The sequence below is a fragment of the Maribacter sp. UH1 genome, from assembly GCF_056839145.1.
Genome location: NZ_CM166387.1, coordinates 2916282 through 2941052, shown reverse-complemented (window position 1 = coordinate 2941052; position 24771 = coordinate 2916282). Strand labels below are relative to the sequence as shown.

The following is a 24771-nucleotide window of genomic DNA, read 5'->3' as shown; positions in this document are numbered from 1 at the left end:
TGGACTGTTTTACATCAAATTTACCAAAAAGGGGTCTAATCGAAGATTAATTACGAAATAAGCTATTGAAAAAATTACTCGAATCGAATAGCTTTCACTGGTGTAATTCTAGTAATAATGTATGATGGGATCAAAAGCATCAATAAACAAAGAAGCAACACTCCCGCATTTAAAAGAAGAATAGTCCACAAATCTATACTTACAGGTATGTACTCAATGTAGTATTCTTTCGGGTTAGGAAATTTGAATACACGAAACTTATCTTGTATAAAAATAACACCCAGACCAATAAGATTACCCCAGAACAACCCAACTGCAATAAGGTAGGCTGCATTGTACAAAAACACCTTTCTAATACTCCAATTGTTACTGCCCAACGCCTTTAGAATACCGATCATTGGAGTCCGTTCTAATATTAAAACCAATAATGCGGTAATCATATTTATACCACCAACAATGATCATGATACCAATTATGAGTGCAATATTAAAATCGAACAAGCCTATCCATTCAAAGATTTTATAGTACTTGTCTTTTATGGTTTTGGTATCTAAACTGGCTACTGTTTCACCATAGATTTCATTCGCTTTTTGATCAATTTCATCAAAACTATTTAGGAAGATTTCAAAATTACCCACTTCGGTATCTTTCCATTTATTCATGCGCTGTATATGGCGTATGTCTGTAAAAATATAGAGTCCGTCAATTTCTTCAAATCCGCTATCATAGATTCCGGTAATGGTAAACTTTCTTTGGTTAGGTATTTTATCGGCTGCATCATCCCGCAAGAAAAAGGTAAAGAAAGAATCCCCCACTTTTAAGTTCAACCGATTTGCCATTATTCTCGAAATAAGCACATCAGAATTCAACTCCCCTGAATAATCAGGTAAAACGCCATCAATTAAAAATTCATCAAACGGCTCCCAATTATATTCTTTGCCCACACCCTTGGCAATAATACCTTCAAAGGTTTCTTCAGTACGGATAATACCAGCCTTAGTTGCCACAGCTTGTATATGCACAATACCATCTACCATATTGAAGTCCGGATAAAACTCTTGCTCCGTACTCACCGGCACGACAGAAACTTCCGAATTATTATTGTCGTAATTATAGATTTGAACGTGACCGTTAAAAGCAGTTACTTTTTCACGTATTTTCTCTTTTAAACCGCCTCCTGTAGCAATGGCTACCAACATCATGATAACCCCTATTGCAATTGCTGCAATGGCTATTTTTATTATTGGTGCAGATATGCTAATTTTATGCTCCTTACCCTTTATAAGCCGTTTGGCGATAAAATATTCTAGATTCAAATGATGTTATTTTTATCCAATTTCAAAAGTACAGTTTTATTATGGTTTTTGGTATTGGCTACCTGCGGAAACGAAACCAAAGAACAAGCCATTACCACATCAGCAACCGATGAACCTCAAATAGAACAAGAAGCAAAAGAAATTGTAGTCGCGGCTAATCGTACAGAGGCATATATTCCCCTTTTAAAAGGAAAAAAAATAGCTGTTGTAGCTAACCAGACCAGTGTTATTTTCAAACCAGATGGACATACACATTTGGTAGATAGTCTTCTTTCTTTAAATGTAGATATTAAACACGTATTTGCCCCAGAACACGGATTTAGAGGGAATTTTGATGCAGGTGAGCACGTGAACAATAGTAAGGACATTAAAACAGGACTGGATTTAATATCATTACATGGTAAAAACAGAAAACCAAGTCAAGAGCAATTAGAAGGTTTAGATTTAGTTGTATTCGATATACAAGATGTAGGCGTTCGCTTTTATACCTATATATCTACCATGCAATTGGTGATGGAAGCTTGTGCGGAAAAAGGAATTCCTGTTCTAGTTTTGGACCGCCCTAACCCGAATGGACATTATGTAGACGGACCAACCATGGAAGCTGCAAATACCTCTTTTCTTGGGATGACGGAAATTCCGTTAATATACGGAATGACTATTGGTGAATATGCAAACATGATTAATGAAGAAAATTGGTTAGAAGGTGATAAGAAAGCGGACTTAACTGTGATACCTTTAGAAAACTGGACACATGAAAGTTTCTATAGCTTACCAATTAGGCCTTCTCCTAATTTACCAAATGACACTTCTATTACGCTATACCCTAGTTTAGGAATGTTTGAAGGCACTAATATTAATGCCGGTCGTGGAACGGAGTTTCAGTTTCAACGCTACGGAGCTTCATTTTTAGATTCAAAAATGTATAATTTCACCTATACTCCAAAGCCAAATTTCGGTTCTAAATATCCAAAGGAAGATGGAAAATTATGCTACGGTAAAGACTTATCTAAAGCTGAGCGTATGAACGAGGTTACTATGGATTATATTATTGATGCCTATACCAATTGCGTAGATAAAAGTAAATTCTTTCTAACTAGCGGATTCACCAAACACGCTGGTAACGATAGACTTCAAAAACAAATTGAAGCCGGTGCAACCAATGCCGAAATAAAAGTGACTTGGCAAGATGACATTATAAAGTTTAAAAAGATAAGAGCAAAGTATCTACTTTACTAAAGGCTGTTCACTTACAATTTCTGTAAGGTCACTACCATCGGTTGTTGGTTTTCTATAGCCCACAAAAGGATATTTCAACAACGAGCTAATTTGTCCATTTGCAACCTCATCTGGGAAAGTGTCCACACCATAAACGATTTTCTCTCTATCTAAATGCATGTAGGTGCCGAATAAACGATCCCACCAAGAAAATATGTTTCCGTAATTACTATCTGTATATGGCAATACATAGTGATGGTGCACTTTATGCATATCTGGTGAAATCAGCACCCAACTTAAAGCTTTGTCTACACTCTTTGGCAATTTAATGTTGGCATGATTAAATTGAGACAATACTACCGAAAGACTTTGGTACAACATAATTATACCTACAGGAGCACCAACTACAAAAACCCCCACCAAAGTAAAAATATATCGAATTAAACTTTCTAAAGGGTGGTGTCTATTCGCAGTAGTCGTATCTACATTATGATCCGTATGGTGTACCAAATGAACCATCCACAAAGGTTTTACACGGTGCTCCACCAGATGAGCCAAATAGGCTCCTATTAAATCCAACAAAGCAACACCTAAAAATACATACGCCCACAAAGGCATTTCTGGTAACCAATTAATAATTCCGAAATCATTGGCAACTGCCCAATCAGAAGTTTTTAATAATAAAAATGCTAGTGGAAAATTGATAACTATTGTAGTAAGTGTAAAAAAGAAGTTAGGCAGCGAATGCTTCCATTTGTTATAGCTTCCATTAAATAAGGGCACAATACCTTCTAGTATCCAAAAAAAAGTAATCCCACCAACTAAAATAAGTGACCTATGCGCTGCAGGGATTGATTCGAAATATGCTATAAGTTGTTCCATGAATTAAATATGTACTTTAAGTTATAAAAATGCGACACAGGACTTCAATACAAAATTAAAGTATCAACAATTAAATATGTAAATTCTGACAAATTCGCAAACAAACACTCAATATAATAAACTTTTATCGATTTTAATCTGAAAACAATTAAATTTCAAAAACACCTAACTTAAAATTTATGTATTAAATAAGTCCTAAAACTCTCAAATTACGGGAAGGTTATCAGTTACTATGAGATAGTAGGATATTAATCTGGCATTTGATTCCTCTTACTTCAATGTTGCTCCTGTTTATAATACATTCTTGGATTTTCTTCCTTTAAAGATTCTAACTCAATCTTTGCTGAATAGAACGCTATTAATATTACAAGAACAAAAATTGATAATTGAATAAACTTAAGTGGCTTGTCCTGTTCTTTAAAAATCAAAACTAAATTCCATACTAATAGCATAACAACAATTACAAATAAAATAGTGTCTAAAAATGGATTCATTCCTGAAAACAAAGTCAGATGGAATGCAATATATAATCCTATTAAAATGGAAAGGAATATTGATTTAAGAAATTTAAGATTCATGCAATCATTTTAACACTTCATACATTATCTACCGTTCACCATATATACCAACAGTTTCAATACCAGATTCAGAAAATTTTAAAAGCTCAGGTGTTAATGGATAAGCCGATTGTTCATATTCATCTATTACTACTTGACCTATGCGTTGAGAGAAGAATTCAAAATCATTTTCTGAAAATAGATAGCAAAAATTTCGCACGGGAATTACAGCATAATATGGAAAGCTAAAGTCTTTTAGAATCCTCTCTTTCATTGAAGGAGCCAACAAAAGTGCAGCTTTCAAATTAGTATTTTCAGGCGATTCTAGCATTCCTAATTTTCTACCCTTTATAGTATCATATACTATTTTAGTTCCTGATAGTATTCTATCTCCATTTTGCTGAGCTTGTTTGATTAAAATATTCTCAGAAATATTCCATTTTTTCAAGTCCTCTTTTTTTGCCCAAATAAACATGTCATTTGCCCTGTAAGTAAATATTCTATTAGCTCTTTTAGTCAAGACAAAGTTTATAAAATCTTTGTAATCGTAATCCGAAGTAAATAGTGAAACATAAATATGGTCTTTAACCTCATTCCAATCACTCGGTATTTCCAAATTATAACCAAGAATTGTTTTAACAAAGTTTTCAATAACTGCTTTATCCTTCTCCTCTTTATAAATTAACTTGATGTTATCCAAACTTATTTTTAAAGTAATATCTCCCTTAGAAATATAAATAAGTTCATTATCGTCTATAGAATCAATTTTGAAGCCTTGTTTTTCAATTTGAATTTTAAATTCATCTAAAACAAAATCTCTTTTATGATTTCCGAATCCAAAAAAACTCTTTAGTATGTTCAAGAATCAATAAGTATATAAAGGTTTGTACAAGCCTACTTCTCCCAATCTAGTTAATTTTCAAATTAACTAATAATAATAATAATATTTTAACTCTATGTTACTAATAATGCTGAAAAATTCCCAACAGTAATTATAATTAATGTTTTATCAAACTAAATTAAAAGCCCAAAAAGCCAATCTATTCCAACTCAAAAACAACATTTCTCTCTTTATTCTTCTTATACATAGTCTTAGGACCAATTTCTATGTTTGCAGTTGAGCTATAGGTTTTATTGTTTGGATTTAGCATATAGTCGAGTTGATGTTCGATCATCTTTTCAAAAGGAAGTAGAAAGTCTGTAGTATCGCATTGCTCTACCCCACCCATATTCAATAAATTTAAGACTGTATATACCGACTCGATAGTACTAAGACAAAGTGCTTTGGGTTGCTGCTTGATAATAAATTTAGATGCTATGCTATTATCAAAACTTACTCTATTCAACTTTTGCAAATTCGTACTTAGCTTGATCATTTTACGGGCGCAAGGCCAGGTACCATCTAGAATGAAGAAATTGGCACCATTCTCCATAAAAGATTTTATATCAGAAGCATTTCTTTTAGAAAGATTAAAACTTCTTTTACCTGGGTAGAGTAAGAAAGAGTTTTTCTCAGCCGTCAATATTTCATTTACACGCTCATTATTACTAAAATCGACACCAACTATAATTTCTGAATTTTCAAGCTGAAGATTCGTCATGCACCCTGTTCCATTCTTTTCTTTCTTATACTCTTTTGGATGCATGAGTATAATACAACGTGTTTTAGTCTTAATAGTACTAATGTGTTTACAAATACAGGTGCTCGATGGCCGCATGCATTTGTAACATTGTACTCTTGGATTATTATTTTGGGTTTGCAATATAAATGTCTTTTTATTTCCCTATTTACTTTATCAACTTCTTCATTTCTTCCACAATATTAAAAGCAGCAGGGCAAATAGCTACGTTTTTAAGGGTAAGGTTACTTATTTGCTGAAACTTCTTTCTATCGGTATGCGGAAACTCGCGACATGCTTTTGGGCGAACGTCATAAATAGAACAGTAATTATCGGCTCCTAGAAAAGTACAGGGCGTTTGCTGCAAAACATAATCGTTCTCTTCATCAATGCGTAAGTAAGTTTCAATGAATTTCTGTGGTTTCATTCTAAACGACTTAGATATACGTTCCACATCTGCATTTGTAAATAAAGGTCCCGTGGTTTTACAACAATTGGCACAGATAAGACAATCGGTTCGTTCAAATTCCGCCTCATGAAGTTCTTGCATGATATAGTCCAGATTCTTTGGCGGCTTCTTCCGTAGCTTGACAAAGAACTTTTTATTCTCGGTATATTTTTCTTTTGCCTTTTGCGGCAGTTCACGTAAAACCTCTTCCATGTTCGAAATTAATTCTCCAAAACTAGCGAAGTAGCACCAAAAATTGAGACTTTTGTAACTAGAAATATAAGAATTTTGAACAAGGACATTTTAGGAACGGCACTTTTAGATTATCAGAACGGTAACTATACCGAAGATATTACCACATATTCATCTCTGCTTGAAGATGATGTTTTACCGTTACCCTATATGTTCAGGGGTTTTAAAGAAATGCCAGAGCTAGAGCAAAAGGCTTTACAATTATGCAAAGGCAAAGTGCTAGATGTTGGTTGTGGTGCCGGTAGCCATGGACTGTATTTACAAGAAAAAGGTTTTCAGGTCATTGGGCTAGATGCATCTAAAGGCGCAATTGAAGTCAGTACACTTCGCGGATTAAAAAACACTACACACTCCGAGATCCTAAAATATGAAGGAGAACAATTCGATACCATTCTAATCTTAATGAACGGCATCGGTTTGGCAGGCACGCTAGACGGATTGGAACCTTTCTTTACTAAATTGAAATCGCTTTTAAAAGACGGCGGACAAATTCTACTAGATTCCAGCGACATTATTTACATGTTCGAAGATGATGAAGATGGTGGCTACTGGATTCCCGATAACGTTAATTACTACGGCGAAGTAAGCTTTGAAATGGAATATAAAAAAGAGAAAAGTGAATCTTTCCCATGGTTATATGTAGACTACAATACTCTACAAAGAGCGGCAAATTATAGTAATTTAACATGTGAACTTGTAATGGAAGGCGAACATTACGACTATTTAGCAAGATTGACACATATGAAGTAATAGCGACCCATTTTTTTCGTTATCCTATTTGTACAAAACGATTTTATGAATAAGTTCAAAAGTTTACTGCTCATTTTTATTGTAGCATTTGCCGTTTCATGCTCTAAAAATTCTTCTGATGATGATAGCTCAGAAGCTAAAGTTGACAAGGCTGCTAACTTACTGGCAACAGGAGATTCTGCAAAAGATATTCTTTCTAACGACACCTATGACAAACTTTTAATTGAAATAGCATACGTTACTGGTTTTAAACCAACTGAAGCTGCTATGGCAGATTTTACGGAATATTTACAAGAACATACATTCAAAGAAGATATAGAGATTGTATATAACGAATTATCTAGTCCGTCAGAAGACGAACTTACTTTACAAGAAATTGCAGATTTAGAAACCTCTAATAGAACAGCCTTTAATACCGGAAGCACATTGGCTATCTATATTTACTTTGCAGATGCACCGGCAGAAGGTGATGATTTAGAAGGCGGTCTTGTAACCTTAGGTGCTGTTTACCGCAATACTTCTATGGTTATACATGAAGCTACCGTAAGAGATTTAGCAAGTTTAAGTTCTTCTATTAGTGAAGCAGATGTAGAAACCACAACCTTAAACCATGAATTCGGTCACCTATTCGGCTTAGTCAATTTAGGTACTGATATGGTAAATGACCACGAGTCTGAATCTGAAAATGAAGACGGTCAGCTAGTTCCTGATAACCATTGCAATCAAGCTGTTTGCCTAATGCGCGCAGAATTACAATTTGGTGGATCATCAGGCAAATCTTTACAACCAAGTACTCTTGCGCAATATGAAGACGGTGTAAAATCTGGTTGTAGGTTATCCGGCACAACTGTTTTAAGCCTACTACAACAGCATACCGCTAAAACTACGAATACAGTACCGTTAGATGCAGAATGTTTATTGGATATTCAGGCTAACGGAGGACGTTAATTCGGTATAGAATATTTTAAGGTATATTCAAATACTTATGCGTTTGCAATGACACTTTCCATTTTGGATTGTTCATTACATAATCAACGATCATTGGTACAACCTTATCCCTAACACTCCACTCTGGCTGTAGGTATAAAATGCAATTCGCATTGGTTTTCGCCGCTTGCTCTTCGGCAAAAATCAAATCATGCTTATTATACACAATAACTTTAAGTTCATGAGCTTCGTCGTAAATACGACCTTCAGGTAATTTATTTTTCTTTGGCGATAGACAGATCCAATCCCATTCGCCAGAAAGCGTGTAGGCTCCAGAAGTTTCTATATGGGTTTTTAGACCTTTATCCTTTAATGCTTTTGTGATCGGGTTCATATCCCACATTAAAGGTTCCCCACCGGTAATAACAATAGTATCAGAATACTTTGCTGCATTATCAACAATTTGTTCGATGGCAGTAGGCGGATGCGTTTCTGCATTCCAGCTCTCTTTTACATCGCACCAATGGCAACCAACATCACACCCACCAACACGAATAAAGTAAGCTGCAGTTCCTTTATGAAAGCCTTCACCCTGTATAGTGTAAAATTCTTCCATTAATGGTAAATACACCCCTTTATTCACTTTTTCAAGTACCTCCTCATTTTTCATTCGGCAAAGATACGTTTTAGTTGACAAATTCTATTAGAAGCACACATCTGTAAATTCTGTACTCAGGCACGTACTGTTCGCACATTAAATGTTAAAAAGTCGTGATATTTAAGGCTGCTGTAGTCTTTTGGTTTGCTGAAAAATGCCCTATTTTTATCGAAAATATAAATAATGGCCGGTACCGAAGATTTTTTTGACCATATAGAAAAAGGATATTCCACAAAAGGAGACTACATAAATATGGGTGCAGCAATGCTTAACGGCGAAGCTGTTAAAGATGCTTTTGTAAAAATTCCGTTGAAAACATTAAATAGACACGGGCTTATTGCAGGTGCTACGGGTACTGGTAAAACAAAGACGCTACAGGTTTTAGCAGAAAATTTATCCGACAAGGGTATTCCTGTAATGTTGATGGATTTAAAAGGGGATTTAAGTGGATTGGCACAACCTAGTCCCGGTCACGCAAAAATTGATGAACGCCATGCTAAAATAGGCTTCCCTTTTGAAGCAAGTAGTTTCCCCGTAGAAATACTTTCTTTATCTGAGCAAGACGGAGTAAAATTGAGAGCTACGGTTTCTGAATTCGGCCCTGTTTTATTATCACGTATTCTTGATCTTTCTGACACGCAATCCGGTATTGTCTCTGTAGTATTCAAATACTGCGATGACCAAAAAATGCCATTGCTAGATTTAAAAGATTTCAAGAAAGTATTACAATACGCTACCGGAGCAGGGAAAGCGGATTTCACCAAAGAATATGGTAGGATCTCAACAAGCTCTACCGGTGCCATACTTAGAAAAATTATTGAGTTGGAACAGCAAGGTGCCGAGCTGTTCTTTGGAGAAAAATCTTTTGATGTAAACGACCTAACCCGTATTAACGAAGAAGGCAAAGGGTATATCAATATTTTAAGATTGACCGATATTCAAGACAGACCAAAGTTGTTCTCGACATTTATGTTGAGTCTTCTAGCAGAAATATACGATACCTTCCCAGAGCAGGGAGATAGTGACAAACCAGAATTGATTCTTTTTATAGATGAGGCGCATCTTATCTTCAAAGAAGCTTCAAAAGCATTGTTGGATCAAATAGAAAGTATTGTTAAACTGATACGTTCAAAAGGTATTGGTTTGTATTTTGTAACCCAAAACCCTACAGATGTACCAAACGATGTACTATCTCAGTTAGGTTTAAAAGTACAACATGCGTTAAGGGCATTTACCGCTAGAGATAGAAAAGCGATCAAATTGACCGCAGAAAACTATCCGGAGTCAGCGTATTATGACACCAAAGAGGTACTTACATCTTTAGGTATTGGTGAAGCTTTAATTTCTGCCCTAGATGAAAAAGGTAGACCAACACCACTTGCGGCGACCTTGTTGCGAGCACCTATGAGCCGTATGGATGTGTTGACCAAAAAAGAATTGGCAGAAGTTATTGATAGTTCTTCATTGGTTAAAAAATATGGTGAGATCATCGATAGAGAAAGTGCTTATGAAATCTTGAACGAAAAGATTGAAAAAGCAGAAAAGTTAGCGGAAAAAGAAAAGAATAAACCGGCTGCTAGAAAAACATCAAGTAGAACTAGCACAAGGCAAAATCCGGTAATAAAAGTATTAACGAGTGCTACTTTTATTAGAGGCGTACTTGGAGTGTTGAAAAAAGTGATGAGATAAGATATGAGATTAAAATATACCCTTTTATTGATTTTATGTTGCGCACTTCTTATTAATTGTGCGGGTGAAACAAATACGGATTTTGTAATTTCCGGTGATAAGGTGGGCAAATTATCCAAAGAAAGTTTAGCCCGAGATGTAGAATTGATTTTTGAAAAAGATTCTGTGGTTCAAGATACCGTGAAACTTAAAATTGGTAGTGGAGCCAGTAAAATTAGAATCTTTGAAAGAGGTGCCGGCGCTTTACTATTAACCCTTACCCCTAATAACGATAGCATTGCCACCATACAGAATGTATTAATCAATGATGAAAGATTTAAGACGGACAAGGGTATTTCAAAACTGAGCACATTTAAGGAGATAAGAGAAAACTATCCCATTAAAAAAATCATTACATCCATTAACAACGTAGTGGTGTTACTAAAGGACAGCGACCTCTATTTTACCATAGACAAAAAAGAATTGCCAGAAAGTCTAAGGTATAATGCCAATAGCAATATTGAAGAAGTTCAAATACCAGATGCAGCAAAAGTGAAATACATGATGGTAGGTTGGGATTGATTTCTCTTTAACATTTCAGGTGAATTATCTGAAGAATATTTTCTTTTTACATTTTAAATTTTAGCAAGTGCCTGTATTTCTTCAAAAACTCATCCCTAAGTTAGTTGGGTACTATCTTAATTTTCTTGTATGGTTTTCGCCTAAGAAAGCTGCAAAAAAAGCTTTTCTAGTATTTATAAAGGTTAGAAAAGGTCGTGTACTACCTAACCAAAAAACGTTTTTGGATAATGCCAAATTTGAGGTGTTATCAATGGATAAAAATGATATTCAAATATACAACTGGCCCGGAAAAAAAGATACCGTATTACTTGTACATGGCTGGGAAAGCAATACCTGGCGTTGGCATAAACTCATAGAAAAATTACAAAATGCAGATTATAATATTATAGCATTTGATGCCCCTGCACACGGGTATTCCTCAGGTGGCAACCTTCATGTACCGCTATATGCCGATACCGTGCAACAAGTATTAACCAAATACAGACCAACTACTGTTATTGGGCATTCCATGGGTGGCATGACCGTTTTATACAATGAGTCTTTACACCCTAACAAAACCATTGAAAAAATAGTTACCATTGGTTCTCCCTCAGAATTTCATGAGATACTAGCGCATTACAAAAAGCTGTTAGGCTTCAACGATAAGGTTTTAAAAGCATTAAAAGACTTAGTTTACAACAAATTCCAATTTACGGTAGAAGAATTTTCAAGTTCCAAATTTGTAGAAAATAACTCCAAAAAAGGGCTACTCTTTCATGACAAGTTAGATATGATCGCTCCGTATCACGCCTCCGTAGATGTTCATAAGCATTGGAAAGGAAGTGAATTGGTAAGTACGGAAGGCTTAGGGCATTCTATGCACCAAGATGGAGTAAACGAAAAGATTGTTTCTTTCTTAGAAGGATAATTTCTGATTGTATATAGCACACCCAAAAGTCACTTTTTATTTAATTTTAAAACAAAAATGGCAAAGTCAAACAACATACCTCAAATAAAAAATGAGGAACAGTACGAAGCATTAGTAGACAAAGGTTACAGTAAAGAAAAAGCTGCACGTATTGCAAATACTAAGGATGCCGGAAAGAAAGGTGGTAAAGCTTCCACTTATGAAGAAAGAACTAAAAAAGAGCTTTATGACCAAGCGAAAGAAATTGGTATTGACGGACGTTCCAAAATGAGCAAAAAAGAGTTAATTTCAGCCTTAAGAAATAACTGATTATGCAAAACGTAACACCTTTCCACATTGCCATTCCCGTTCATAACTTAGAGGAATGCAGAACTTTTTATAGAGATATCTTGAATTGCGAAGAAGGTCGTAGTAGCGACCATTGGGTTGATTTCAATTTATTCGGTCATCAATTAGTGATCCATTACAAACCTAAATCTGAATCAGAAAGTGTACACCACAACCCCGTTGATGGTCATGATGTACCAGTGCCACATTACGGAGTAGTTTTACCTTGGGATACCTTTCAAAGTTTTTCAGAAGAATTAAAATCCAAAGGCGTGAAATTTGTCATTGAGCCTTATGTGCGTTTTGAAGGTAAAGTTGGCGAACAAGCTACCATGTTTTTCTATGACCCGGCAGATAATGCTTTAGAATTCAAAGCTTTTAAAGATATGGGACAGTTGTTTGCGAAGTGATTAGGCTCTACACTTTAAATGTAAAAACCATCAACAAAAATGTATACTGATGGTTTTTAACTAAGTTAATTTCTATTTAAACTACAATTACTGCGACCAAGAAGTCGGTACTCTATCCCAACGGTGCTTTTTTAATTCTTCATACAGTTCATTAGATAATAAATGACCATCACTTGTAGCGGTATTTGCCAATACATTACGTTGCTTACGCATACCCGGTATGGTAGTACCCACATTATCGTTCATTAGTATAAAACGAAGTGCCATTTCCGCCATAGTCATACCTTCAGGTATCAAAGGACGTAAAGCATCTGCATGCTCTACCGATGAAATTAGATTCTCTGGCACAAAATAAGTCCCACGCCAATCGCCTTCAGGGAACGTAGTTTCTTTCGTCATTGTACCGGTCAATGTACCCTCATCAAAAGGTACACGTGCTATAGTTGCAATATCTAGCTCTTTACAGAGCGGAAACAAGGTATCTATTGGCGCCTGATCGAATATGTTGTAAATGACTTGTACAGCATCTAGCAGTCCTGTTTTTAGAGCTTTTATTCCATTTTCTGGCTCCCAACGATTCATACTAATACCCATTGCAGCTACTTTACCTGAAGTCTTTAAATCTTCAATAGCACGTTGCCATTCTTCTCTGCCGCTCCAAACATCATCCCAGGTATGAAATTGCATAAGATCAATTTGCTCCAGCCCTAAATTCTTTAAAGTCTTATGGGTGTATTCCATAATATGTTCTGTAGGATAAGAATCCTCAAAAGCATATTCAGGTTTTGCTGGCCATTGGAAGTTTTTTGGTGGAATTTTACTTGCTGTATATATTTTCTTAGAAGGATGTCTTTTTACCAACTCTCCAAGCAACTCCTCACTATGACCTTCTCCGTAACCCCAAGCGGTATCAAAAAAATTAACTCCGTTTTCGACTGCCAAGTCCAACGATTTTGCAGATTGGACATCGTCACTTGCCGTCCAACCAGCCATTCCCCACATTCCATATCCAACTTCACTTACTTGCCAATCTGTACGACCAAATCTTCTGTATTTCATTAAATCTTTATTCTAAAATTATTATACATATTTTAAAAATCAACAAGCATCATTGCATACTAAGATGTTTCTCGATACTAATTTTTCGTGCCTCAAAATTCACTCGAAGTGACATTGATATTTTTAAAACCACTACTCCTACTTATACCTCCAACTTGTTAAATCTGCCCCTTTGGGTGCACTTTTTTCTATACGTTCCATAATCTTTGGTACATACATGGTATTATATCTTAAGCGAGTAATTGCATTTGGTTGGTCTGGATCGCCGTTCCAACAATGTTCGTCCCTATCTCCATATTTCACCTCACCTTCATAATAAGGATCTGTAGTATTCTCCAAGAAATCTTCCATTAGGTAAACTGCATTATTAAGGTAGTAGTTATCCATATCTCCACAATAGATATGAATTTTACCTTTTAGATGATCACCTAACTTATCCCAGTCGCGTTCTAGAATATATCTTAAATCGAAATTCTCTTTCCAGTATTCAGCCACCTCCTGGTCAATATCACCTGTCTTTTTATCCCAAATCCTCTCTGGGTACCCATCTTCGGCTTGTGGCGAATAAGTAGCTTCCCAAATATCCCATTGTTGTCCTGATCTAGACTTATCTCCCAATACCAATTCCAAATGATTTCCTTGTTTCAGGGTAGATTGAATTTGACCTAGGTAATTACGATGCGATGGCACTTCTAATGTTTTATGTGCGCTCTTATAGAAGTAGGCATTTTCATCTTCATATATATTCGTTAAAGTATATGCTCTAAAATCTATGGGGTCTGGGCATGCCGCAAAGCAACCATTGTACTCATCTGGGTATTTTACCTGAACAGCCAAAGCTTCCCAACCACCAGTTGAACCGCCATAAAGAAAACGAGACCACCCCTCTCCCATTCCTCTGAATTGTTTTTCTATTTCAGGAATCAATTCATAGGTAATAGCATCGCCATATGGACCTTGACTTGCAGAATTCACCGCATAAGAATCATCATAATATGGGGTTGGATGTTGAATCTGCAGCACTATGAATCTTGGAAAATCTGGCTCATTCCAACGCTTATAAAAATCGTAAGCTTCTTGTTGTTGTATAATATTATAGCCTTCTAAACTAAATCTTTCAGAATACTCTGGTTTCATATTAGGATCTGGAGGCGTAGTTCTGAATCCGCCAAAATCTGAAGGAAAATGACCGTGAAAAACCATCAGCGGATACTTAGCTTCCGGATGTTCTTCAAATCCTTTTGGCAGCAATACATGCGCTCCTAAGAAAATATCACGTCCCCAAAACTCAGAAAGCTTTTCTGACTTCACTTTTACATGCTTAATCCACTTAGTATCTTCTGGTTCTTCAATTGGCGCAATTACCTGATCTAAATCCACCGATACATTTTCAAATCCGTTGCCGGCAACTCTTATTTTAAATGGTTTGCTATATAAATTGCCTGGTGATTTATTCCATTGCTGTCCCTCGCCATTATCCATAGGTAGCTTTACTTTATGACCGGTAGACAAATTAAAAGTTTCATAAACATTCAAAAGTGCTTGTACATTATACTCCCCCGGCGGAACATCTTTTAAGCTCTCGTACGGATAACCAAAAACTGTCTCATCAAAAGTTATGACTGAATCCTTAGCCCAGTTCTCCACATTCACTCCAAATATCAGTTGCGTATTGAGTCCGTCATTAATCTGAAACCGAGGCTCATTACTATCATCTGTAGAAAGCATAAGCAGCAAACGACCATCTTTAGCCAAGGAATCTAACTCAGCTGAATAACTAACCTTTATTGAAAATTTATGCTCTAATTTAGGAGGTTCCGTACATCCTATTACAAAAGCAACGACCACTAGTATCAAAAGAATTTTTCTCATAAGGATAAATGTTTCACAAAAGGTACAGCATTCTCAATTCACATCAAATACCAAGACTAACATTTCACCGTTTTATATACATGTCCCATTTATTTGACAGGATAAATCCTTTATTATGAAAAAATTACTATACACTTTATTCATAGGAATTTCAATAACCGTACTGGCAAGTTGTGATTATGATGACAGTAATGACATAGACATTCTAGTACCAAATGATACTACCGAAACCGGAATAACTATCAAGAAATTACCGGCATAAAAAAAGCCTCACAATACTATTGCAAGGCTCATTTATAAATTTCTATAGAAATTAGTTTCTACTTCTATGTCTCTCACGAGCCAACAATGTATTTTTCAATAGCATTGCAATGGTCATAGGACCAACCCCTCCAGGAACGGGAGTAATGTATGATGCTTTTTTACTGATATTTTCAAAGTCAACATCACCCGTAATGTAGTATCCTTTTTCTTTGGTCTCATCTGGTACTCTAGTAATACCCACATCAATTACAACGGCATCGTCTTTTACCATTTCCGCCTTTAAGAATTTAGGAACTCCTAATGCTGAAATTACAATATCTGCCTGTGAGATAATCTGTGTAATGTTTTTTGTATGACTATGAGTAAGGGTTACGGTAGAGTTACCTGGCCATCCTTTTCTACCCATTAAAATACTCATTGGTCTACCTACAATATGGCTACGACCAATAACTACGGTATGCTTACCTTTTGTATCTACTTTGTAGCGTTCCAATAATTCAAGAATACCGAACGGAGTAGCAGGTATGAACGTACTCATGTCCAAAGCCATTTTACCAAAGTTTGTAGGGTGGAATCCGTCTACATCCTTATCCGGATCTACGGCCATAATTACCTTTTGGGTATCTATCTGCTCAGGTAAGGGTAATTGAACAATAAAACCATCAATATCATCATCAACGTTCAATTCTTTGATCTTGTTCAATAATTCTTGCTCAGAAGTAGTACTTGGCATTTGTATTAAGGTAGATTCAAAACCAATACGCTCGCAAGAACGAACTTTACTACCTACGTAGGTTAAACTAGCCCCATCACTACCAACGATAATTGCTGCTAAATGTGGTACTTTTTCACCTCGTTCTTTCATCTTGGCTACCTCAGCCTTGATTTCCTCTTTAATTTCGTTGGATACTTTTTTACCATCCAATAATTCCATATCCGCTTCTCTTTAAGTTGTGTTGTTAGGTTGTGTATTTCGGTATTTATTTCATTCCTTTCATGGCGCCCATCATCTGCATCATCTTCTTACCGCCACCGCCTTGCATCATTTTCATCATCTTGCTCATTTGATCAAACTGCTTCAACAACTGATTGATTTCTTGAACTTCTCTACCAGAACCTTTTGCAATACGTTTTTTTCTACTTGCATTTAATTTAGATGGTGTAGAACGTTCTTCTGGAGTCATAGAATATATAATAGCTTCAATATGCTTGAAAGCATCATCATCAATATCCAAACCTTTTAAGGCTTTTCCCGCTCCAGGAATCATCCCCATAAGGTCTTTCATATTACCCATCTTCTTGATTTGCTGAATTTGGCTCAGAAAATCATCGAATCCGAATTTATTCTTGGCAATCTTCTTTTGGATCTTTCTAGCCTCCTCTTCATCAAACTGTTCTTGAGCCCTTTCTACAAGTGATATCACATCACCCATACCCAAGATACGGTCTGCCATACGTGATGGATAGAAAACATCAATAGCTTCCATCTTCTCACCGGTACCAATGAACTTAATTGGCTTATCTACCACAGACTTAATAGAAATAGCGGCACCACCACGGGTATCACCATCTAACTTGGTTAAGATAACACCATCAAAATTCAAGATATCGTTGAAGGCTTTTGCCGTATTCACAGCATCTTGACCGGTCATAGAATCAACAACGAACAAGGTCTCTTGAGGTTGTATAGCTTTATGAATATTTGATATTTCATTCATCATAGCCTCATCAACTGCCAAACGACCAGCGGTATCTATAATGACCACGTTATGTCCATTAGCCTTTGCATGAGCTATACCTGCTTTTGAGATAGCTACCGGATCGGTATTTTCCCTATCTGAAAATACCTCAACACCAATTTGTTCACCTACTACATGTAACTGATCAATTGCCGCCGGACGATATACATCACAAGCGACCAATAATGGCTTTTTAGATTTTTTTGTTTTTAGGAAATTAGCAAGTTTACCAGAAAAGGTAGTTTTACCAGATCCCTGCAAACCAGACATTAAAATAACCGATGGATTCCCGGAAAGATTAATACCTTCTGACTCACCACCCATTAATTGGGTAAGTTCATCTTTTACAATCTTGACCATTAGCTGACCAGGTTGTAAGGTGGTCAATACATCTTGCCCCAACGCCTTTTCTTTTACCCTATTGGTAAATTCTTTGGCTATTTTAAAGTTAACATCCGCATCCAATAAGGCTCGGCGTACTTCTTTGGTAGTCTCTGCAACATTAATTTCTGTAATCTGACCATGTCCTTTTAGTACATGTAATGCCTTGTCTAGCTTATCGCTTAAATTATCGAACATTCTTTTCTTTTTTAAGGGGCTACAAATTTAATAATATCAATGCTAATTCCGTAGCAAGTACCACAAAATAACAAAACAAAAGAGCATCGATTTAAAAAAAAGATGCTCTATTGCTGCTTGTGGGGCAAAAAAGGTGATTTCATATTCGGTATTGCCGATTGTACTCTTACCTGTTTCGTTGAAAACAAGTTCACCTAAATTTTTGCATGCTTAATTTACGCTTTTTGTTCGAGAAAATTAAATATGGAAAATATAATTGGTCTTTAATTGAACTACATACGCTCAGGTACCTCTACACCCAATAATTTGAATGCATCTTGTATTACCTCAGCAACCTTCTTAGACAATTGTACACGTAAAATTTTCTTCTCATCGTCTACTTCACCTAAAATAGATACCTGCTGATAAAACGAATTAAACTCTTTAACCAAGTCATACGTATAATTGGCAATCAAAGCCGGACTGTAATTATCTGCAGCTAATTGTATAGTATCTGGAAATAGTTGAAGTTGTTTGATCAACTCCTTTTCTTTGCTATGAAGTTCCGTAACCTTGGCATCTTTAGAAATATCGATACCCATGCTTTCTGCCTTTCTTAATATAGACTGAATACGTGCGTAAGTATATTGAATAAACGGACCAGTGTTCCCTTGAAAATCTACCGACTCTTCTGGGTCGAACAAAATTCGCTTTTTAGGATCTACTTTTAATATGTAATATTTTAAAGCTCCTAAACCGATCATTTTATAAAGTGATTGCTTTTCTTCTTCATTATAATCGTCAAGCTTACCTAACTCCTCTGAAATATTTGCAGCAGTTTGTGTCATATCAGCCATAAGATCATCGGCGTCTACCACGGTACCTTCCCTACTTTTCATTTTTCCACTAGGCAAATCGACCATACCATAACTCAGGTGGTGTAATTTATTCGACCAAGAGAATCCTAGTTTTTGTAGTATTAAGAACAATACCTTAAAGTGATAATCTTGCTCGTTCCCAACAGTATAAACCATACCGCTTACATCTGGATGATCTTTTACACGTTGTATAGCAGTACCAATATCTTGGGTCATATAAACCGCTGTCCCATCTGAACGAAGCACAATTTTCTCATCTAATCCGTCTTCGGTCAAGTCAATCCAAACACTACCGTCTTCCTTTTTAAAGAAAACTCCTTTTTTCAATCCCTCTGCAACAACATCTTTACCTAAAAGATAGGTATCACTTTCATAATAAAGGTTATCAAAATCAACACCTAAATTCTTATAGGTAACGTCAAAACCTTTATACACCCAACCGTTCATGGTTTTCCAAAGTGCTACGGTCTCTTCATCACCAGCTTCCCATTTTAAAAGCATTTCTTGGGCTTCCAATAAAAGTGGTGCTTCTTTTTCTGCAATTTTCTGATCGGTACCTTCAGCTACTAATGCTGCTATTTGTTCTTTATACGCTTTATCAAAAGCAACGTAATAATTACCAACTAACTTATCGCCTTTTAACCCTGTAGATTCTGGTGTCTCTCCGTTTCCAAATTTCTGCCAAGCTACCATACTCTTGCAAATATGAATTCCTCGATCATTAATAATCTGGGTCTTGTACACTTTTTTACCAGATGCCTTTAAAATTTCAGCAACGGAATATCCTAATAAATTATTACGAATATGACCTAAGTGTAATGGTTTATTGGTATTAGGAGAAGAATATTCTACCATTACGGCATCATCAGACTCTTTTACAAATCCGAAATTCTCCACTGAAGAAATTGAATTGAAAAAATCTAAATAGAAACCATCATTGATAACAATATTTAAAAATCCTTTAATCACATTAAAGCCTGCAACGGCATCTACATGTTCTTCTAAATAAGCCCCAATTTGCTCACCAATTTGAACCGGATTACCCTTTACCACGCGCAACATAGGGAAAACCACAATAGTGATATCGCCCTCAAAATCTTTACGGGTAGGTTGAAATTCTACATTTGGTAATTCTTTGTCAAAAATAGATTTTACCGCTTCTTTTACTTTATCTGATAGTACCTCTTGAATATTCACCAAAACGTTTAATTAAGGCTGCAAAACTAATCATTTTTTAGGCTTTTAGGGTAAACAGATGCTGTATTCATTTGGCTTTTCGCTAACTTTAATAAAAACAACGTAATTGAATTCGTATGCTTGTAAATGTATCTTACAACAATAAAGAGGCTACTAGAAAAATAGATGATGCGGTCGGTAAGCCATTTACCTTAAAACAACGTTGGGCAATGGGCGGTATTGGCTCTCCAAAATTGATTATTACAGAAACAAGCGTTGAGATAAGAAACTTGTTAATTTTAGACAACAATAGGGATACCTGTAATATTGAAATGAGACCCAAGGGAATTATAGTTGGGTTTAGATCGTTATTAGAATCTTACGCATTGATCATACCTTATTACAAACTAACGATGTATAAAGGCGAAGCATCTGTTTATTCGATTTACCGCGACAATTATTTTATTAAAGTGGAATCTGACACAAAGGCCGTACAGAAGTTCTTTAAAAAAATACTAGGCTACAAAGCAGATAATGCACCTACCTCAATTGAAGATTTATAATATGTTCGCAGATTTACCCAAAATAGATATAAATCCTACTAAAAATCAGCAAAGGCAAATTGCTATTGGGTGGATCATGATAGTGATGAATTTTATCATTATCGGCATTTTTTATACTGATCTGCCAGATAGAATTCCTGCACATTTTAATTATAAAGGAGAGGTTGATGGTTATGGAGATAAAGATTCAATTTGGACGCTTCCTATTATAATGGGATTAACCTATGCCCTATTGGCGATAATTATCAAAAAAGTGAAGTCATGGAATATGAATCATCCGGTTAAAGTCACAGAAGAAAATGCTACAGCCATTTATAAAATGTCATTACAAATGCTGATATACATGAACTTGTTCATATCGATTATAGCCACACCAACAATTATAGAAACTATTTTACAAGCTCATGAAATTAACTTAGGTTTTAAAATACCAAGTCTATCCATAATTATTGTAGTTATCGTAACCCTGCTACCCCTCTATTACATTTTTAAAATGTTCAAAATACCCAAATAATGAAAATACTACTTACAGGAGCCAATGGTTATATAGGGATGCGTATTTTACCGCAACTATTAGAAATGGGGCATGAAATAGTTTGTGCGGTACGTGATGAAACCAGACTTTCTGTAGATAAAGAAACCAGGCAACGAATAGAAGTCATTGAAATTGATTTTTTAGAAGAACCCAAAGAAAATGTAGTTCCAAAAGATATAGATGCCGCTTATTTTCTAATTCACTCCATGAGCTCATCAACACAAGATTTTGACGAAATGGAGGCTAAAACTGCCGAAAACTTCAACAAGTATGTTGCTGAAACTCAAATTCAACAAGTTATTTATTTAAGCGGAATCGTAAATGATAATAATCTTTCTAAACATCTACAATCTAGAAAAAACGTAGAAGACATTTTATATCAAGGTAATTTTAAATTAACAGTACTAAGAGCAGGTATTATAGTAGGGTCAGGAAGTTCCTCTTTTGAAATCATTCGCGATTTATGTGAAAAACTTCCGGTAATGATCACCCCTAAATGGGTATTGACAAAAACGCAACCCATTGCCATACGTGATGTCATTGCATTTCTAACAGGAGTTCTGGGAAATGAAAAAACATATAACGACTCCTTCGACATTGCCGGACCCAATGTACTCACATATAAAGAAATGTTGCATAAATATGCCGAAGTCAGAGGCTTTAAAAACTGGATTTGGACCGTACCCGTTATGACTCCAAAACTCTCTTCGTATTGGTTATATTTTGTAACCTCAACGTCATATAAACTAGCATTGAACCTAGTAGACAGCATGAAAATCGAAGTCGTAGCAAAAGACACTCGACTACAGGATATTCTAGGTATTACTCCCCACACCTACAAAGAAGCTATTGATTTAGCCTTTAAAAAAATAGAGCAGAATTTAGTGATTAGTAGCTGGAAGGATAGTATGATTAGCGGTAGGTTTGTTGATAATCTTGAAAAACATATTCAGGTACCAAAATATGGAGTGCTAAGAGATTACAAACAACTAAAAATATCTAACCCAGAAGTAGTATTGGAACGAATTTGGAGTATTGGCGGGGAAACCGGATGGTATTACGGAAACTGGCTTTGGAAAATAAGGGGGTTTTTAGATAAGCTTTCTGGTGGTGTTGGTTTAAGACGAGGAAGAACCCATGCCCATAAAATATTTGCAGGTGATTCATTAGATTTTTGGCGGGTGTTATTAGCCGATAAAAAAGCAAAAAGATTATTATTATTTGCTGAAATGAAGCTGCCAGGTGAAGCTTGGTTAGAGTTTAAAATAGATGAGAACAATGTGCTACACCAAACCGCAACATTTAGACCGCGTGGTTTACGAGGACGTTTATATTGGTACAGCATAGTTCCCTTTCACTATTTCATTTTTGGCGGCATGATCAAGAATATTGCCAATCAAAAAAATGCTAAGTAATATAACACCCTTACATTAGACCTACTGCGATAATTTCAAAGGCAGCTCTGTTAAACGCTGCCCCGTTAAACGCCTTACCGCATTAGCAATGGCGGCACCAATAGGTCCTAATGGTGGCTCCCCTACAGCACCGGGAGTATCTTTACCTTGCAGCAATACCACATCAATTTCTTTAGGTGCATTCTTCATCAAAGCCATTTGATAAGGCCCGTAAATCGTAGGAGTTAATTCCCCATCCTCCACAAACATTTGCTCGTAAAGCACAGCACTCATTCCCATGATAACACAACCTTCACATTGGGCACGTATCTGATCAGGATTTACTGCTAAACCAGGATCCATAGCCACGGTTACCTTATGCACTTTAATTTCATTGTCAACAATAGAAACCTCAGCTACTTGAGCACAAGGTGTATTCGCATCTATGGAAGCGGCGAATCCCATTGCACGACCATTAACAACTTCTTCGTTATAATTTGCTTTTTCGGCTGCAGCCTTAATCACATTTTTTAAACGGTTATCTATTGGCTCTTCACCTATTTGATGCAGTCTAAAGTCTACCGCATTCTTATTGGCCTTTAACGCCATTTCATCTATAAAACTTTCCATGGCAAACGTATTAGCTAACAAGCCCAAACTACGCCACCAACTGGTTGCAAATGGCAACACTACATGCCAATACACCGTTTTAAAATTAGGAATAGCCGTATACTGAATGAATCCACCACGAATAGCTCCAACATCTGCACCTAAAAAGTTAGTAAGTGCATTAGGTATCAAGGCAGAATCCGTAGCCACATCGCCGCTCACAAATTCATGCTCCAGCGTATCTAAATATCCTTCACTATTTAATTTACCTTTAATAATATGATGTGTTGGCGGGCGAAACATGTCATGCTGAAATTCTTCCTTTCTACTAAAAAAGTATTTTACCGGTTTACCCACAGCTTTAGACATTACCGCAGCTTGCACTGCATGCGGTGTATGTAACCTTCTACCAAATCCGCCACCTAAATAAGTAGGTACGATATTTACCTTGTCGGTATCTAAGCCCAAGCGTTTTGCAACCTCTTTTCTAGTAATGCTTACAACTTGCGTTGAAATTTTAATGGTAGCACTGTCACTTTCAACAAAAGCAACAACACCATTAGGTTCAATTTGGGCATGTGCTCCAATAGGGCTTCTAAATTCTAGTGTTTCAAATTCATCATCTTCGTCAAAAGCATCACCGTTTTTCTGTATTGTAGTAAAGTTACCGTTACCTACCGTCATCATATTAGTGATAGCAGCAGTATCTAAATTTTCATAACTATCCCAAGTTACATTAATGGCATCTTTAGCGTGCTCGGCCTCTATCATAGAATTTGCGACTACACCTACAAAATCATCTTCAACAATTATCTTCACCACCCCAGGCATATTTTCTGCAGCAGAAGTATCTGCGCTTACAAAAGTTGACCCAATTTTAGATGGTCTAACCACTGCGCCATAAAGCATATCGGGCATTTCTGCATCCATACCAAAAATTGGATCTCCGTATACTTTCGCATCCAAATCTACCCTAGCAATAGGTTTGCCTATATATTTATAGTCTTTAGCATTTTTTAACGAAGGAACATCTGGCACTTCCCAATTTTCAACTCCTTCAGCTGCCTGCGCAAAAGTCAGTGTTTTTCCGTTACCGGATATGACACCGTCCTCAACATTAAGTTCATCAAAACCAACATTCATTTTACGGGCAGCTTCTTTAATAAGCATAACCCTGAGCATTGCAGCAAGTTCCCTTAAGGGTTTCCATAGTCCAGAAATCGAAGTACTACCACCTGTAGCAAAACTATCCACATTACCGGTAGATGAAGCAGCATGAACAACTTTTATCTGGCTCATAGAAACAGAAAGTTCATCAGCGGCCATTTGGGCTATTCCGGTAAATGTTCCTTGCCCCATTTCCATTTTAGGAGAATGCAATAGTATCTCATTGTTATTGGTCACTTCAAACCACACCATAGGTTTATCCGTATTATCGGTATATGGCGCTTCAAGAGAATTTGCAAATCCTAGCAGCTCTCTACGGATGGGATTTCTGAAAATATATGCACCAACTGCAACCACACCAATAGTACCTAATCCACCCTTTACTAGAAACTTACGTCTAGATACTTTCTTTGAACCTTTTTCTTTATCAGCCATG

General features: G+C 36.2%; 24 protein-coding genes. 12 read left to right on the top strand and 12 right to left on the bottom strand.

Annotated features, from left to right (window positions below):
* Positions 1 to 74: 74 nt before the first annotated feature.
* The gene (locus UH1x_RS12775) at positions 75 to 1316 is read right to left on the bottom strand and encodes an ABC transporter permease (RefSeq protein ID WP_482622044.1); all 1242 of its coding nucleotides are present in this window, start codon (positions 1314 to 1316) and stop codon (positions 75 to 77) included.
* Positions 1317 to 1319: 3 nt separating this feature from the next.
* Here UH1x_RS12775 and UH1x_RS12770 point away from each other — a divergent pair, with 3 nt between their 5' ends.
* Positions 1320 to 2555 (top strand): exo-beta-N-acetylmuramidase NamZ family protein, encoded by a 1236-nt coding sequence (locus UH1x_RS12770; protein WP_482626508.1) that lies wholly within the window; start codon positions 1320 to 1322, stop codon positions 2553 to 2555.
* Here the strand turns inward: UH1x_RS12770 and UH1x_RS12765 are convergent.
* From UH1x_RS12765 to UH1x_RS12750, 4 genes are all read right to left on the bottom strand, one after another.
* On the bottom strand, positions 2544 to 3416 hold the full coding sequence (locus UH1x_RS12765; RefSeq protein WP_482622042.1) for a sterol desaturase family protein: 873 nt from the start codon (positions 3414 to 3416) through the stop codon (positions 2544 to 2546). The genes UH1x_RS12770 and UH1x_RS12765 overlap by 12 nt on opposite strands.
* A 606-nt stretch (positions 3417 to 4022) precedes the next feature.
* Positions 4023 to 4835, bottom strand: a complete 813-nt coding sequence (locus UH1x_RS12760) for a hypothetical protein (RefSeq protein ID WP_482622041.1) — start codon at positions 4833 to 4835, stop codon at positions 4023 to 4025.
* Positions 4836 to 5013: 178 nt separating this feature from the next.
* Positions 5014 to 5736, bottom strand: coding sequence for a tRNA-uridine aminocarboxypropyltransferase (locus UH1x_RS12755; RefSeq protein WP_482622039.1), 723 nt, complete (start codon positions 5734 to 5736; stop codon positions 5014 to 5016).
* 25 nt (positions 5737 to 5761) lie between these two features.
* On the bottom strand, positions 5762 to 6253 hold the full coding sequence (locus tag UH1x_RS12750) for a YkgJ family cysteine cluster protein (protein WP_482622038.1): 492 nt from the start codon (positions 6251 to 6253) through the stop codon (positions 5762 to 5764).
* A gap of 75 nt (positions 6254 to 6328) precedes the next feature.
* On the opposite strand from UH1x_RS12750, the gene UH1x_RS12745 reads away from it, so the two are divergent.
* Complete coding sequence (locus UH1x_RS12745) at positions 6329 to 7042, top strand: class I SAM-dependent methyltransferase (RefSeq protein ID WP_482622036.1); 714 nt, start codon at positions 6329 to 6331, stop codon at positions 7040 to 7042.
* Positions 7043 to 7087: 45 nt separating this feature from the next.
* Positions 7088 to 7990 (top strand): hypothetical protein, encoded by a 903-nt coding sequence (locus UH1x_RS12740; RefSeq protein ID WP_482622034.1) that lies wholly within the window; start codon positions 7088 to 7090, stop codon positions 7988 to 7990.
* Between the two features lie 16 nt (positions 7991 to 8006).
* On the opposite strand, the gene UH1x_RS12735 is transcribed toward UH1x_RS12740, so the two are convergent.
* Entirely contained in the window at positions 8007 to 8639 is a 633-nt protein-coding gene (locus UH1x_RS12735; protein ID WP_405410380.1) for a 7-carboxy-7-deazaguanine synthase QueE, read from the bottom strand.
* 171 nt (positions 8640 to 8810) lie between these two features.
* Here UH1x_RS12735 and UH1x_RS12730 point away from each other — a divergent pair, with 171 nt between their 5' ends.
* From UH1x_RS12730 to UH1x_RS12710, 5 genes are all read left to right on the top strand, one after another.
* Positions 8811 to 10316 carry a helicase HerA-like domain-containing protein gene (locus tag UH1x_RS12730; RefSeq protein WP_482622032.1) on the top strand — a complete coding sequence of 502 codons (1506 nt, stop codon included), beginning with the start codon at positions 8811 to 8813 and terminating at the stop codon, positions 10314 to 10316.
* 3 nt (positions 10317 to 10319) lie between these two features.
* Positions 10320 to 10877, top strand: a complete 558-nt coding sequence (locus UH1x_RS12725; RefSeq protein WP_036152225.1) for a hypothetical protein — start codon at positions 10320 to 10322, stop codon at positions 10875 to 10877.
* 67 nt (positions 10878 to 10944) lie between these two features.
* On the top strand, positions 10945 to 11784 hold the full coding sequence (locus UH1x_RS12720; protein WP_482622030.1) for an alpha/beta fold hydrolase: 840 nt from the start codon (positions 10945 to 10947) through the stop codon (positions 11782 to 11784).
* 57 nt (positions 11785 to 11841) lie between these two features.
* On the top strand, positions 11842 to 12093 hold the full coding sequence (locus UH1x_RS12715; RefSeq protein ID WP_482622028.1) for a DUF7218 family protein: 252 nt from the start codon (positions 11842 to 11844) through the stop codon (positions 12091 to 12093).
* Between the two features lie 2 nt (positions 12094 to 12095).
* The gene (locus UH1x_RS12710; RefSeq protein ID WP_482622026.1) at positions 12096 to 12521 is read left to right on the top strand and encodes a VOC family protein; all 426 of its coding nucleotides are present in this window, start codon (positions 12096 to 12098) and stop codon (positions 12519 to 12521) included.
* Positions 12522 to 12608: 87 nt separating this feature from the next.
* Here the strand turns inward: UH1x_RS12710 and UH1x_RS12705 are convergent, their stop codons facing one another.
* On the bottom strand, positions 12609 to 13580 hold the full coding sequence (locus UH1x_RS12705) for an aldo/keto reductase (protein WP_482622024.1): 972 nt from the start codon (positions 13578 to 13580) through the stop codon (positions 12609 to 12611).
* A 138-nt stretch (positions 13581 to 13718) separates the two neighbouring features.
* Positions 13719 to 15452: an alpha/beta hydrolase-fold protein gene (locus UH1x_RS12700; protein ID WP_482622023.1), complete on the bottom strand. Its 1734-nt coding sequence runs from the start codon at positions 15450 to 15452 to the stop codon at positions 13719 to 13721.
* Positions 15453 to 15567: 115 nt separating this feature from the next.
* Here UH1x_RS12700 and UH1x_RS12695 point away from each other — a divergent pair, with 115 nt between their 5' ends.
* Positions 15568 to 15714: a hypothetical protein gene (locus tag UH1x_RS12695; protein ID WP_482622021.1), complete on the top strand. Its 147-nt coding sequence runs from the start codon at positions 15568 to 15570 to the stop codon at positions 15712 to 15714.
* 51 nt (positions 15715 to 15765) lie between these two features.
* Here the strand turns inward: UH1x_RS12695 and UH1x_RS12690 are convergent, their stop codons facing one another.
* The 3 genes from UH1x_RS12690 to argS form a co-directional block, all read right to left on the bottom strand.
* Positions 15766 to 16650, bottom strand: coding sequence for a bifunctional 5,10-methylenetetrahydrofolate dehydrogenase/5,10-methenyltetrahydrofolate cyclohydrolase (locus tag UH1x_RS12690; RefSeq protein ID WP_482622019.1), 885 nt, complete (start codon positions 16648 to 16650; stop codon positions 15766 to 15768).
* A gap of 46 nt (positions 16651 to 16696) precedes the next feature.
* Positions 16697 to 18034: a signal recognition particle protein gene (ffh, locus tag UH1x_RS12685; protein WP_482622017.1), complete on the bottom strand. Its 1338-nt coding sequence runs from the start codon at positions 18032 to 18034 to the stop codon at positions 16697 to 16699.
* A gap of 272 nt (positions 18035 to 18306) precedes the next feature.
* A complete protein-coding gene (gene argS, locus UH1x_RS12680) occupies positions 18307 to 20088 on the bottom strand; it encodes an arginine--tRNA ligase (RefSeq protein ID WP_482622015.1) in 1782 nt (593 codons plus the stop codon).
* A gap of 116 nt (positions 20089 to 20204) precedes the next feature.
* On the opposite strand from argS, the gene UH1x_RS12675 reads away from it, so the two are divergent.
* From UH1x_RS12675 to UH1x_RS12665, 3 genes are read left to right on the top strand one after another with little or no spacing between them, the layout of a single operon-like run.
* Positions 20205 to 20630 (top strand): hypothetical protein, encoded by a 426-nt coding sequence (locus tag UH1x_RS12675; protein WP_482622013.1) that lies wholly within the window; start codon positions 20205 to 20207, stop codon positions 20628 to 20630.
* A 1-nt stretch (position 20631) separates the two neighbouring features.
* Positions 20632 to 21144: a DUF1648 domain-containing protein gene (locus UH1x_RS12670; protein WP_482622011.1), complete on the top strand. Its 513-nt coding sequence runs from the start codon at positions 20632 to 20634 to the stop codon at positions 21142 to 21144.
* A complete protein-coding gene (locus UH1x_RS12665; protein ID WP_482622009.1) occupies positions 21144 to 22580 on the top strand; it encodes an SDR family oxidoreductase in 1437 nt (478 codons plus the stop codon). The genes UH1x_RS12670 and UH1x_RS12665 overlap by 1 nt, the downstream gene beginning before the upstream one ends.
* A 21-nt stretch (positions 22581 to 22601) precedes the next feature.
* On the opposite strand, the gene UH1x_RS12660 is transcribed toward UH1x_RS12665, so the two are convergent.
* A complete protein-coding gene (locus UH1x_RS12660; protein WP_482622008.1) occupies positions 22602 to 24770 on the bottom strand; it encodes a xanthine dehydrogenase family protein molybdopterin-binding subunit in 2169 nt (722 codons plus the stop codon).
* Position 24771 lies beyond the last annotated feature (1 nt).

Excerpts from the sequence above, each read along its gene's own strand:
- UH1x_RS12765 (WP_482622042.1), bottom strand. The coding sequence starts at position 3,416 with ATGGAACAACTTATAGCATATTTCGAATCAATCCCTGCAGCGCATAGG.
- ffh (WP_482622017.1), bottom strand. The coding sequence starts at position 18,034 with ATGTTCGATAATTTAAGCGATAAGCTAGACAAGGCATTACATGTACTA.
- UH1x_RS12695 (WP_482622021.1), top strand. The coding sequence starts at position 15,568 with ATGAAAAAATTACTATACACTTTATTCATAGGAATTTCAATAACCGTA.
- UH1x_RS12675 (WP_482622013.1), top strand. The coding sequence starts at position 20,205 with ATGCTTGTAAATGTATCTTACAACAATAAAGAGGCTACTAGAAAAATA.
- UH1x_RS12740 (WP_482622034.1), top strand. The coding sequence starts at position 7,088 with ATGAATAAGTTCAAAAGTTTACTGCTCATTTTTATTGTAGCATTTGCC.
- UH1x_RS12700 (WP_482622023.1), bottom strand. The coding sequence starts at position 15,452 with ATGAGAAAAATTCTTTTGATACTAGTGGTCGTTGCTTTTGTAATAGGA.
- UH1x_RS12690 (WP_482622019.1), bottom strand. The coding sequence starts at position 16,650 with ATGGAATTATTGGATGGTAAAAAAGTATCCAACGAAATTAAAGAGGAA.
- UH1x_RS12665 (WP_482622009.1), top strand. The coding sequence starts at position 21,144 with ATGAAAATACTACTTACAGGAGCCAATGGTTATATAGGGATGCGTATT.
- UH1x_RS12750 (WP_482622038.1), bottom strand. The coding sequence starts at position 6,253 with ATGGAAGAGGTTTTACGTGAACTGCCGCAAAAGGCAAAAGAAAAATAT.
- UH1x_RS12670 (WP_482622011.1), top strand. The coding sequence starts at position 20,632 with ATGTTCGCAGATTTACCCAAAATAGATATAAATCCTACTAAAAATCAG.
- UH1x_RS12705 (WP_482622024.1), bottom strand. The coding sequence starts at position 13,580 with ATGAAATACAGAAGATTTGGTCGTACAGATTGGCAAGTAAGTGAAGTT.
- UH1x_RS12660 (WP_482622008.1), bottom strand. The coding sequence starts at position 24,770 with ATGGCTGATAAAGAAAAAGGTTCAAAGAAAGTATCTAGACGTAAGTTT.
- UH1x_RS12715 (WP_482622028.1), top strand. The coding sequence starts at position 11,842 with ATGGCAAAGTCAAACAACATACCTCAAATAAAAAATGAGGAACAGTAC.
- UH1x_RS12735 (WP_405410380.1), bottom strand. The coding sequence starts at position 8,639 with ATGAAAAATGAGGAGGTACTTGAAAAAGTGAATAAAGGGGTGTATTTA.
- UH1x_RS12710 (WP_482622026.1), top strand. The coding sequence starts at position 12,096 with ATGCAAAACGTAACACCTTTCCACATTGCCATTCCCGTTCATAACTTA.
- UH1x_RS12770 (WP_482626508.1), top strand. The coding sequence starts at position 1,320 with ATGTTATTTTTATCCAATTTCAAAAGTACAGTTTTATTATGGTTTTTG.
- UH1x_RS12725 (WP_036152225.1), top strand. The coding sequence starts at position 10,320 with ATGAGATTAAAATATACCCTTTTATTGATTTTATGTTGCGCACTTCTT.
- UH1x_RS12730 (WP_482622032.1), top strand. The coding sequence starts at position 8,811 with ATGGCCGGTACCGAAGATTTTTTTGACCATATAGAAAAAGGATATTCC.